This window comes from Streptococcus pseudopneumoniae (assembly GCF_001072315.1).
Lineage (GTDB): Bacteria > Bacillota > Bacilli > Lactobacillales > Streptococcaceae > Streptococcus > Streptococcus pseudopneumoniae_R.
On the sequence record NZ_JVLI01000106.1, the window covers coordinates 1 to 10,206 of the forward strand.

Annotated in this window: 13 protein-coding genes; 10 read left to right on the forward strand and 3 right to left on the reverse strand. The window is 42.2% G+C overall.

Annotated elements, in window-relative coordinates:
- Window positions 1-125: 125 nt before the first annotated feature.
- Window positions 126-296, reverse strand: coding sequence for a DUF3042 family protein (locus tag ADH54_RS05575; RefSeq protein ID WP_001051777.1), 171 nt, complete (start codon window positions 294-296; stop codon window positions 126-128).
- A 120-nt stretch (window positions 297-416) separates the two neighbouring features.
- Between ADH54_RS05575 and miaA the strand changes: the two genes are divergently transcribed.
- The 5 genes from miaA to ADH54_RS05600 are packed head-to-tail and all read left to right on the forward strand — an operon-like array spanning window position 417 to window position 4,868.
- A complete protein-coding gene (gene miaA / locus ADH54_RS05580) occupies window positions 417-1,301 on the forward strand; it encodes a tRNA (adenosine(37)-N6)-dimethylallyltransferase MiaA (protein ID WP_049524354.1) in 885 nt (294 codons plus the stop codon).
- A complete protein-coding gene (gene hflX, locus ADH54_RS05585; protein WP_049524355.1) occupies window positions 1,294-2,532 on the forward strand; it encodes a GTPase HflX in 1,239 nt (412 codons plus the stop codon). Before miaA ends, hflX begins: the two co-directional genes overlap by 8 nt.
- A complete protein-coding gene (locus ADH54_RS05590) occupies window positions 2,525-3,148 on the forward strand; it encodes a cystathionine beta-lyase (RefSeq protein ID WP_049524356.1) in 624 nt (207 codons plus the stop codon). The genes hflX and ADH54_RS05590 overlap by 8 nt, the downstream gene beginning before the upstream one ends.
- A gap of 14 nt (window positions 3,149-3,162) precedes the next feature.
- Entirely contained in the window at window positions 3,163-4,092 is a 930-nt protein-coding gene (gene rnz / locus ADH54_RS05595) for a ribonuclease Z (protein WP_024057895.1), read from the forward strand.
- 20 nt (window positions 4,093-4,112) lie between these two features.
- The gene (locus ADH54_RS05600; protein ID WP_049524357.1) at window positions 4,113-4,868 is read left to right on the forward strand and encodes an SDR family NAD(P)-dependent oxidoreductase; all 756 of its coding nucleotides are present in this window, start codon (window positions 4,113-4,115) and stop codon (window positions 4,866-4,868) included.
- A gap of 53 nt (window positions 4,869-4,921) precedes the next feature.
- Here the strand turns inward: ADH54_RS05600 and ADH54_RS05605 are convergent, their stop codons facing one another.
- Window positions 4,922-5,830 (reverse strand): LysR family transcriptional regulator, encoded by a 909-nt coding sequence (locus tag ADH54_RS05605; protein WP_001222592.1) that lies wholly within the window; start codon window positions 5,828-5,830, stop codon window positions 4,922-4,924.
- Window positions 5,831-5,893: 63 nt separating this feature from the next.
- Here ADH54_RS05605 and ADH54_RS05610 point away from each other — a divergent pair, with 63 nt between their 5' ends.
- The 3 genes from ADH54_RS05610 to ADH54_RS05620 all read left to right on the forward strand — a co-directional run bounded on the left by ADH54_RS05610 (window position 5,894) and on the right by ADH54_RS05620 (window position 6,842).
- Window positions 5,894-6,163: a YqgQ family protein gene (locus tag ADH54_RS05610; protein ID WP_049524358.1), complete on the forward strand. Its 270-nt coding sequence runs from the start codon at window positions 5,894-5,896 to the stop codon at window positions 6,161-6,163.
- Complete coding sequence (locus ADH54_RS05615) at window positions 6,163-6,543, forward strand: rhodanese-like domain-containing protein (protein ID WP_000259259.1); 381 nt, start codon at window positions 6,163-6,165, stop codon at window positions 6,541-6,543. Before ADH54_RS05610 ends, ADH54_RS05615 begins: the two co-directional genes overlap by 1 nt.
- A gap of 71 nt (window positions 6,544-6,614) precedes the next feature.
- Window positions 6,615-6,842: a hypothetical protein gene (locus ADH54_RS05620; RefSeq protein WP_049524359.1), complete on the forward strand. Its 228-nt coding sequence runs from the start codon at window positions 6,615-6,617 to the stop codon at window positions 6,840-6,842.
- Window positions 6,843-6,881: 39 nt separating this feature from the next.
- On the opposite strand, the gene ADH54_RS05625 is transcribed toward ADH54_RS05620, so the two are convergent.
- Window positions 6,882-7,607 (reverse strand): 16S rRNA pseudouridine(516) synthase, encoded by a 726-nt coding sequence (locus tag ADH54_RS05625; RefSeq protein WP_049524360.1) that lies wholly within the window; start codon window positions 7,605-7,607, stop codon window positions 6,882-6,884.
- Window positions 7,608-7,768: 161 nt separating this feature from the next.
- Here ADH54_RS05625 and typA point away from each other — a divergent pair, with 161 nt between their 5' ends.
- On the forward strand, window positions 7,769-9,610 hold the full coding sequence (typA, locus tag ADH54_RS05630; RefSeq protein ID WP_000164111.1) for a translational GTPase TypA: 1,842 nt from the start codon (window positions 7,769-7,771) through the stop codon (window positions 9,608-9,610).
- Window positions 9,611-9,629: 19 nt separating this feature from the next.
- Window positions 9,630-9,884, forward strand: coding sequence for a DUF3165 family protein (locus tag ADH54_RS05635; protein WP_000262803.1), 255 nt, complete (start codon window positions 9,630-9,632; stop codon window positions 9,882-9,884).
- Window positions 9,885-10,206: the final 322 nt, after the last annotated feature.

Genomic DNA, 10,206 nt, shown 5'->3' on the forward strand with positions numbered 1-10,206 from the left:
AACCTTCGACGCGCACCCGGCATAGCGGGTGGTTTTTTTGTCTCGCACCTAACGGAGCGAGACAGACTGAAAGTCACATAAAAGAAAAAGAAGTTGAGACAATGAATCCCAACTTCTTTTGTTTTTTAACGTGATACGCGGCGACGAGCTGCTTTTTTACGGTTTTCTTCGATGAAAGCTGCTTTTTGCTCTTCTGGTTCGATTACTTTCTTTTTAAATGCGTATACTGCACCTGCAAGTGCAGCGACAGTTCCTGCGACACCTGTTACAAGACCTTTAGCGAATCCTTTAGCCATGAGTCTTCCTCCTTTATCTTCTTAATCAGCCAGCCTCCTCAAGAGGTCACATTTTTCTGACTGACCTTTTTGTGTTATAATAATAGTAACGAAAAAATGGGAATTTTTCAAGGAAAAAAGATGAAAACAAAAATAATTGTGATTGTTGGACCGACTGCTGTTGGAAAGACAGCTCTAGCCATTGAAGTTGCAAAGCGTTTTAATGGCGAAGTTGTTAGTGGCGATAGTCAGCAGGTTTACCGAGGTCTAGATATTGGGACTGCTAAGGCTAGTCCAGAAGAGCAGGCAGCTGTTCCCCATCATTTAATCGATGTTAGAGAGGTAACCGAGTCTTACTCGGCTTTTGATTTTGTTTCAGAAGCTAAGATGGCTATTGAGGATATTCACAGTCGTGGCAAGCTGGCCATTATCGCTGGTGGGACTGGACTGTATATCCAGAGCTTGTTAGAAGGCTACCATTTAGGTGGGGAGATACCTCATGAGGAGATTTTGGCTTATCGGGCTAGTTTGGAGCCTTATACAGATGAGGAATTAGCTCATTTTGTGGAGCAAGCAGGCCTTGAGATTACCCAGTTTAATCGTCGTCGTGCTATGCGTGCCTTGGAAATTGCCCATTTTGGTCAGGATTTGGAAAATCAAGAGAGCTTGTATGAACCGCTGATTATCTGCTTGGATGATGAACGTAGTCAACTTTACGAGCGCATTAACCGCCGCGTGGATCTGATGTTTGAGGCTGGACTTTTGGATGAGGCCAAGTGGCTTTTTGTCCATTATCCAGATGTGCAGGCTGCTAAAGGAATTGGTTACAAGGAACTCTTTCCTTATTTCCGTGGAGAGCAGACCTTGGAGGAAGCTAGTGAGAGTCTCAAACAGGCTACCCGTCGTTTTGCCAAGCGTCAGCTGACCTGGTTCCGTAATCGCATGCAGGTCACCTTTTACCAGATTGGAGAATCTGGTGTGCAAGACCGCATTTTAAGCCAGATAGAGGAGTTTTTAGATGATTGAAACGGAGAAAAAAGAGGAGCGGGTCCTGCTCATTGGTGTGGAATTGCAGGGCATGGACAATTTTGACCTCTCTATGGAAGAATTGGCCAGTTTAGCGAAAACGGCAGGGGCAGTCGTTGTAGATAGCTACAGGCAAAAACGTGAAAAGTATGACTCCAAGACCTTTGTCGGCTCTGGTAAGTTGGAAGAAATTGCGCTCATGGTGGATGCAGAAGAGATTACCACTGTCATTGTCAACAACCGTTTAACTCCACGCCAAAATGTCAATCTGGAGGAAGTTCTGGGTGTCAAGGTCATTGACCGTATGCAGTTGATTTTGGATATCTTTGCCATGCGGGCTCGAAGCCATGAAGGAAAACTCCAAGTGCACCTAGCCCAGCTCAAATATCTCTTGCCTCGCTTGGTTGGTCAGGGAATTATGCTCAGCCGTCAGGCAGGGGGAATTGGTTCCCGTGGACCTGGTGAAAGTCAGCTGGAGCTGAACCGTCGTAGCGTTCGCAACCAAATCACGGATATCGAGCGCCAGCTCAAGGTGGTTGAGAAAAATCGGGCGACTGTCAGAGAAAAACGTTTGGAGTCAAGCACCTTTAAGATTGGTTTGATTGGTTATACCAATGCTGGGAAGTCAACTATCATGAATACCTTGACCAGTAAGACCCAGTATGAGGCAGACGAGCTCTTTGCGACTCTGGACGCGACGACTAAGAGTATCCATCTGGGGGGCAATCTCCAAGTAACTTTGACAGATACAGTTGGCTTTATCCAAGATTTGCCGACAGAGTTGGTGTCCAGTTTTAAGTCAACCTTGGAAGAAAGCAAGCATGTGGATCTTCTAGTTCATGTTATCGATGCCAGCAATCCTTACCATGAGGAGCATGAAAAAACAGTTCTGTCTATCATGAAAGACCTGGACATGGAGGATATTCCTCGCCTGACTCTGTATAATAAAGCGGATTTGGTGGAGGATTTCACGCCTACCCAAACACCTTATGCCCTCATTTCTGCCAAGTCTGAGGATAGTCGTGAGAACTTGCAGGCTTTGTTTTTAGAGAAAATCAAGGATATTTTTGAAACCTTTACCCTGCGTGTGCCTTTTTCAAAGACCTACAAGATTCATGATTTGGAAAGTGTTGCGATTCTGGAAGAACGCGATTATCAAGATGACGGCGAAGTCATTACAGGCTACATTTCTGAGAAAAATAAATGGAGGTTAGAAGAATTTTATGACTGATATTAAAACCTTAGCTCTAAAGTATGGAGGTTATACAAGTCTGGATAAGGTCTATCTGGATCAGCTTCTATCTGGTAAAACAGAGCAGGGGCAGTTGACACTGATCACTCCTCCACCTAGCGTGGTCAATGCTTACTTTGCAGAACTCTACCAGAAAAAAAGTCCTGAGGCTGCGACGGATTATTTTGCGGAACTCAGTCAGGAACTGAATCTTTACAATGTTGAACCTAGTTTCACCTCAGAAAACAAGCCCTTTATTCGGCTTAATCTGTCTGGTAAATCCTTTGGTTTTTGCTATGAGAGTGAGGGTCTAGGTCGGATTTTCTCTGAAAATGAAGAGGTAATCTCAGATAACTTGCTTTTTGAAATTGCGCAAATTTTTCCCCATCAACTGGTCTTTGAAGAGTCTGGTAAGATTTACATGAAGGCTGTTGGAGATGAGGAAGTTGTTAGCATGGAGAGTCTAACAGCTTTGACTGATTTGGAAAGCTTGGCTGATGGTCGTAAACGTCTCAAAGGCTACAGCCAAGAGGATTTATTGCAAGAAGCTGCTGCTTTTTCTGGCAAGCGCTATTTCCGATCGGAAAACCGCACAGCTATGTTATATATTGATTAATTAGAAAGTATCGAATGGATATTCAATTTTTAGGAACGGGGGCTGGTCAGCCCTCTAAAGCCCGCAATGTTTCCAGTCTCGCCCTGAAACTTTTGGACGAGATTAACGAAGTTTGGCTCTTTGACTGTGGAGAAGGTACGCAAAATCGCATTCTGGAAACCACAATTCGACCACGTAAGGTCAGCAAAATTTTTATCACTCACCTGCATGGAGACCACATTTTTGGCTTGCCAGGTTTCCTTTCTAGCCGTGCCTTTCAGGCCAATGAAGAGCAGACAGATTTGGAAATTTATGGACCGCAAGGGATCAAGTCATTTGTCTTAACCAGTCTTCGTGTGTCAGGTTCACGCCTGCCTTACCGTATTCATTTTCATGAGTTTGACCAAGATTCTCTAGGGAAAATCCTTGAAACCGATAAATTCACGGTGTATGCAGAGGAGCTGGATCATACTATTTTCTGTGTTGGCTATCGTGTCATTCAAAAGGACCTAGAAGGAACGCTGGATGCTGAAAAACTCAAGGCTGCTGGTGTCCCATTTGGCCCACTTTTTGGAAAAATTAAAAACGGTCAGGACGTTGTTTTAGAAGATGGGACTGAAATCAAGGCAGCAGACTATATCTCGGCGCCACGCCCTGGTAAGATTATCACTATTTTGGGTGATACCCGAAAAACCAATGCCAGTGTGCGTCTAGCTGTCAATGCCGATGTCCTTGTCCATGAATCGACTTATGGCAAGGGTGATGAAAAGATTGCTCGTAATCACGGCCACTCAACCAACATGCAGGCAGCGGAGGTCGCAGTAGAAGCAGGTGCCAAACGCCTCTTGCTCAACCACATCAGTGCGCGTTTTCTCTCAAAAGATATCAGCAAGCTCAAGAAAGATGCGGCTAGTGTCTTTGAAAATGTCCATGTCGTCAAAGACTTGGAAGAAGTGGAAATCTAAAAGATTGAGAGAGGAACAGTATGTCTACTATTCTCATTACCGGAGCTAGCGGTGGCCTAGCCCAAGAAATAGTCAAACTTTTGCCAAATGACCAACTGATTTTGTTAGGTAGAACCAAGGAAAAATTAGCCCAACTCTACGGAAATCATCCACAAGCAGAATTGATTGAAATCGATATTACCGATGACTCAGCCTTAGAAACTCTGGTAACAGACCTTTATCACCGCTACGGCAGGATTGATGTCTTGATTAACAATGCTGGTTACGGGGTTTTGAAGGAATTTGACCAGATTTCTGACCAAGATATTCACAAGATGTTCGAGGTCAATACTTTTGCCCTGATGAATCTATCTCGACGCCTTGCGGCCCGTATGAAAGAGAGTCGAAAAGGCCATATCATCAATATCGTCAGCATGGCAGGTTTGATTGCTACTGGCAAGTCTAGTCTCTACTCAGCGACCAAATTTGCGGCTATTGGTTTTTCAAATGCCTTACGCCTCGAACTTATGCCCTATGGAGTATATGTGACAACAGTCAATCCAGGTCCAATCCGAACAGGATTTTTTGACCAAGCCGATCCAGATGGAACCTATCTCAAGTCGGTTGAACGCTTCCTGCTAGAACCAGATGCAGTGGCTAAAAAAATTGTTAAGATTATAGGAAAAAACAAACGCGAACTTAATCTACCGATTTTGTTGAACCTAGCCCATAAGTTTTATAGTCTCTTTCCCAAGCTAGCTGATAAGTTGGCAGGGGGAATCTTTAATTATAAATAAAAAGAACCAATGTGCAGATTATTGCTAGTCTACACATTGGTTCTTATCATTTCTCAACTATCAAACTGGACTTCTTCTAGTAGATAGTCGATAAAGCGTTCTCCCATCTTAGATAAGCTGGTTTTCTCATGCTGGATATAGACCAGCTCAATTGGGTCATCAATATCCAGTGGGATAGAAACGATGTTGTCTCCGTTAAGGTTACTGTTCAAAATCCCTGTTGCGATCGTGTATCCGTCCAGACCAATCAAGAGATTAAAAAGGGTGGCACGGTCACTGACAACGATGGATTTCTTATGGTGCTCTTGAGATAGAATCTCTTCAGAGAAGTAGAAGGAGTTGTGTGTCCCTTGGTCATAGCTGAGGTAAGGGAAGTTTTCTAAATCAGATAGTTTGACCTTGTCTTTTTTTGCCAGAGGGTTGGTCTTGCTGACAAAGATATGGGGCTGGGCTGTGAAAAGATGGTGAGCCAGCAGGTGGTTGTCATCCAGCATTTTGGTCAGTACATCACGGTTGTAGCTGTTCAAAAATAGGACACCGACCTCACTACGGAAGTTCTTGACGTCGTCTATAATTTCCCAAGTCCGAGTTTCACGAAGGAAGAGCTCGTATTTCTCCATATCACTTTTCTTGAGCAGAGAGACAAATGCATTGACCACAAAGGCATAGTGTTGAGACGAAACGCTAAAGAGTTCGCGGTGGGCAACAGGGTTTTTATAACGTTCTTCCAGAAGCTGAGTTTGCTCGACAACCTGACGGGCATAGGAGAGAAACTCCATGCCATCACGGGTCAAGGTAATACCCTTGGGATTGCGGATAAAGATTTCAATGCCCATTTCATTTTCCAAATCTCTCACAGCATTGGAAAGACTCGGCTGGGTGATAAAGAGTTGCTTGGCTGCCTCATTCATGGAGCCGGTTTCGACGATTTTGATAATATAATGTAATTGTTGAATTCTCATGTTTTTATTGTACCACACTTGCGTCAGAATCGCCAAGGAAGATAGGAAAATCAGGAGCATTGTGTGAGTCTCTTCTTGAAAAAAACACAAAAATTTGCTAGAATGAATCTTATGAAAACATTCTATGATGTGCAGCAATTCCTCAAACGATTTGGTATTATTGTTTACATGGGAAAACGCTTATATGATATTGAACTGATGAAGTTGGAGCTCTCTCGGATTTACGATGCAGGGTTGATGGACAAATTAGACTATCTAGAAGCAGAAGCGGTTCTTCGCAGAGAGCACAAGGTAGAATTGGATTATATTGAGAAAAATGGAGAAAAGAACTAATGGTTACTTGGATTTTGTGGGCACTTATACTGGCAATGTTGGCGTGGATGGGCTTTAACTATCTTCGTATTCGCCGTGCGGCTAAAATTGTGGATAATGAGGAATTTGAAGCCTTGATTCGTACAGGTCAATTGATTGATTTGCGCGACCCAGCAGAATTCCACAGAAAACATATTCTTGGGGCTCGCAATATTCCTTCAAGTCAGTTGAAGACTAGTCTTGTTGCCCTTCGTAAGGATAAACCTGTCCTTCTTTACGAAAACCAACGTGCGCAACGTGTGACAAATGCAGCACTTTACTTGAAAAAGCAAGGTTTTTCTGAGATTTATATCCTTTCTTATGGTTTGGATTCTTGGAAAGGGAAAGTGAAGACTAGTTAATATTCTGTAAAAAGTTGATATAGTCTGTCTCATATACTAAATTAATAATCATTTTAAGGAGTTTTTAAAAAATGCAAGAAAAGAAAAAACACTCTCTTGTTTTAGGTATCCTATCTATTGTGCTCGGTTTGCTATTTCCAATTGTAGGCCTGATTTTGGGGATCATAGGATTGGTCTTGGCTTTTTCATACCAAAAAGAATCTGGACTAGACTATAAAACAGAAAAAATTCTCAACATCGTAGGACTTGTGGTTTCTGTACTTAACTGGATTGTAGCCGTCGCAGTATTTTTTAGATAAGCAATAAACAAAAAGCTTTAAACATAAAACTTTTTTCTTTTATCCACTTTTATCTAAGTAGTTTTTAATGATTTTCAATTCCTCTTGGTTCAAGGGACGGTATTGACCTTCTGCTAGTTCTGGGTCTAATGTAAACTCACCGAACTGAGCTCGTTTGAGTGAGGTCACCTTGACACCAACCGAGAGGAACATTTTCTTAACCTGATGAAATTTTCCTTCTGAAATGGTAATAGAGGCTTGACTGAAGAAAGGATTTGCAGATAGAATCTCTAGTCTTGCAGCTTTACAGACAGTGCCATCTAAAAAGACAATTCCTTTTTGAAATGCTTGGATATGGTCAGGTGTCAGAAGTCCATTAACCTCAACTCGATAAGTCTTATCGACATGATACTGGGGATGGAGGAGCTGAAAGCCCAAGGGACCGTTGTCAGTCAAGAGAAGGAGTCCTGTCGTATCTCGGTCCAGTCGGCCGACGGCATAGAGCTTGTCAGACTGGATGTCAGGCGGAAGGAGGTCCATGACGGTTGAAAGTTGCTTGTCTTTATTGGCTGTAACGACACCAGCAGGCTTATGAAGCATAAGATAGGTGTGCTCATATCCCTGAATGATTCGGCCCTGAAAAAGGAGTTCTTGTAGTCCTGTATCGATATTTTGAGCTAGGGAGCGTGCTGGGCAACCATCGACGAGAATTTCCTCTTTGAGTAAGGCTTGTTTCATGGCCTTTCGGCTAACTTTTTCTTGGGCTAATAAATTATCTAAACGCATACTGTGCCTATCTTATCATAAGTCGCTTGCTTTGAAAAGGCTTGACGTGAAAAGAAAAGCGGAGTGAAAACATTTACACTTGCTTGAGTTATGTTATTTACCTGAAATTATGGTATAATCGTTCAGTTAGAAAATAAATTTTGAATATTATAGAGGAAATCATGACAAAATTAAGAGAAGATATCCGTAACATTGCGATTATCGCCCACGTTGACCACGGTAAAACAACCCTCGTTGACGAATTATTGAAACAATCAGAAACGCTTGATGCACGTACTGAATTGGCAGAGCGTGCTATGGACTCAAACGATATCGAAAAAGAGCGTGGAATTACCATCCTTGCTAAAAATACAGCCGTTGCCTATAACGGAACTCGTATCAATATCATGGACACACCAGGACACGCGGACTTCGGTGGAGAAGTTGAGCGTATCATGAAAATGGTTGACGGTGTTGTCTTGGTCGTAGATGCCTACGAAGGAACAATGCCACAGACTCGTTTCGTATTGAAAAAAGCCTTGGAACAAGACCTTGTGCCAATCGTGGTTGTTAACAAAATCGACAAACCATCAGCTCGTCCAGCAGAAGTAGTGGACGAAGTCTTGGAACTTTTCATCGAGCTTGGTGCAGATGATGACCAGCTTGACTTCCCAGTGGTGTATGCTTCAGCGATCAACGGAACTTCTTCATTGTCAGATGATCCAGCTGACCAAGAAGCGACTATGGCACCAATCTTTGACACGATTATTGACCACATCCCAGCTCCAGTAGATAACTCAGATGAGCCTTTGCAATTCCAAGTCTCACTTTTGGACTACAACGACTTCGTTGGACGTATCGGTATCGGTCGTGTCTTCCGTGGTACTGTTAAAGTTGGTGACCAAGTTACCCTTTCTAAACTTGACGGCACAACTAAAAACTTCCGTGTTACAAAACTCTTCGGTTTCTTTGGTTTGGAACGTCGTGAAATCCAAGAAGCCAAAGCAGGTGACTTGATTGCCGTTTCAGGTATGGAAGATATCTTTGTCGGTGAAACCATTACTCCGACAGATGCAGTTGAAGCTCTTCCAATCCTACACATCGATGAGCCAACTCTTCAAATGACATTCTTGGTCAACAACTCACCATTTGCTGGTAAAGAAGGTAAATGGGTAACTTCTCGTAAGGTGGAAGAACGCTTGCAGGCTGAATTGCAAACAGACGTTTCCCTTCGTGTTGACCCAACTGATTCACCAGATAAATGGACTGTTTCAGGACGTGGAGAATTGCACTTGTCAATCCTTATCGAAACAATGCGTCGTGAGGGATATGAACTTCAAGTATCTCGTCCAGAGGTTATCGTAAAAGAAATCGACGGTGTTAAATGTGAGCCATTTGAACGTGTTCAAATCGACACTCCAGAAGAATACCAAGGATCTGTTATCCAAAGCCTTTCTGAACGTAAGGGTGAAATGTTGGATATGATTTCAACTGGTAATGGTCAAACTCGTTTGGTCTTCCTTGTTCCAGCGCGTGGGTTGATCGGTTACTCAACTGAGTTCTTGTCAATGACTCGTGGTTACGGTATCATGAACCATACCTTCGACCAATACTTGCCATTGATTCCAGGGGAAATTGGTGGTCGTCACCGTGGTGCCCTTGTTTCTATCGATGCTGGTAAGGCTACAACTTACTCAATCATGTCTATCGAAGAACGTGGTACGATCTTTGTCAACCCAGGTACTGAGGTTTATGAAGGAATGATCATCGGTGAAAACTCTCGTGAAAACGACTTGACAGTTAACATCACTAAGGCTAAACAAATGACCAACGTCCGTTCAGCTACTAAGGACCAAACAGCTGTTATCAAGACACCTCGTATCTTGACCCTTGAAGAGTCTCTTGAGTTCTTGAATGATGATGAGTACATGGAAGTAACTCCTGAGTCTATCCGTTTGCGTAAACAAATCCTTAACAAGGCAGAGCGTGAGAAAGCTAACAAGAAGAAAAAATCAGCTGAATAAGAGCTAGAAAGAGAGAAAGATGGTCTATTTAGTCCTAGGAATTTTATTACTTCTACTCTATGTATTTGCGACACCAGAAAGCATTAAAGGGACAGTCAATATCGTCGCTATGGTATGTATTTTAGTGGCACTCTTGGTGTTGTTGGCTCTATCTTTTCTGAAAATTTTTCAATTACCAACAGAAATATTCCTAGCAATAGCCATGTTAATCCTAGCTTACTTTAGTGTGAGAGACATCACACTCATGCCAGTCAAAAAAAGTAAAAGAAGATAAAAAAAGAGAGTTTCGGCTCTCTTTTTTTGGTAGGAATTTTACAATAGTTTGAATTGCTTTTTAGTTAACATCATCACTTTTGCTTGGATAATATGAATGGGAAAAACTGGAATAAAATTCGTTAATGACATATATTTTTTAGGAAGTTGTAAAACTTCATTACTGATAATATCTTAGTAAAATATGTTGATAGATTAGATAGAAAGTGATATACTTAAATTATAAGAAAACGTTTTCAAAATAAGAAAGGATTAAATTTATACTCAATGAAAATCAAAGAGCAAACTAGGAAACTAGCCGCAGGTTGCTCAAAGCACTGCTT

Coding starts and splice junctions, on each gene's coding strand:
- ADH54_RS05575 (WP_001051777.1), bottom strand. CDS start 296: ATGGCTAAAGGATTCGCTAAAGGTCTTGTAACAGGTGTCGCAGGAACT.
- miaA (WP_049524354.1), top strand. CDS start 417: ATGAAAACAAAAATAATTGTGATTGTTGGACCGACTGCTGTTGGAAAG.
- hflX (WP_049524355.1), top strand. CDS start 1,294: ATGATTGAAACGGAGAAAAAAGAGGAGCGGGTCCTGCTCATTGGTGTG.
- ADH54_RS05590 (WP_049524356.1), top strand. CDS start 2,525: ATGACTGATATTAAAACCTTAGCTCTAAAGTATGGAGGTTATACAAGT.
- rnz (WP_024057895.1), top strand. CDS start 3,163: ATGGATATTCAATTTTTAGGAACGGGGGCTGGTCAGCCCTCTAAAGCC.
- ADH54_RS05600 (WP_049524357.1), top strand. CDS start 4,113: ATGTCTACTATTCTCATTACCGGAGCTAGCGGTGGCCTAGCCCAAGAA.
- ADH54_RS05605 (WP_001222592.1), bottom strand. CDS start 5,830: ATGAGAATTCAACAATTACATTATATTATCAAAATCGTCGAAACCGGC.
- ADH54_RS05615 (WP_000259259.1), top strand. CDS start 6,163: ATGGTTACTTGGATTTTGTGGGCACTTATACTGGCAATGTTGGCGTGG.
- ADH54_RS05620 (WP_049524359.1), top strand. CDS start 6,615: ATGCAAGAAAAGAAAAAACACTCTCTTGTTTTAGGTATCCTATCTATT.
- ADH54_RS05625 (WP_049524360.1), bottom strand. CDS start 7,607: ATGCGTTTAGATAATTTATTAGCCCAAGAAAAAGTTAGCCGAAAGGCC.
- typA (WP_000164111.1), top strand. CDS start 7,769: ATGACAAAATTAAGAGAAGATATCCGTAACATTGCGATTATCGCCCAC.
- ADH54_RS05635 (WP_000262803.1), top strand. CDS start 9,630: ATGGTCTATTTAGTCCTAGGAATTTTATTACTTCTACTCTATGTATTT.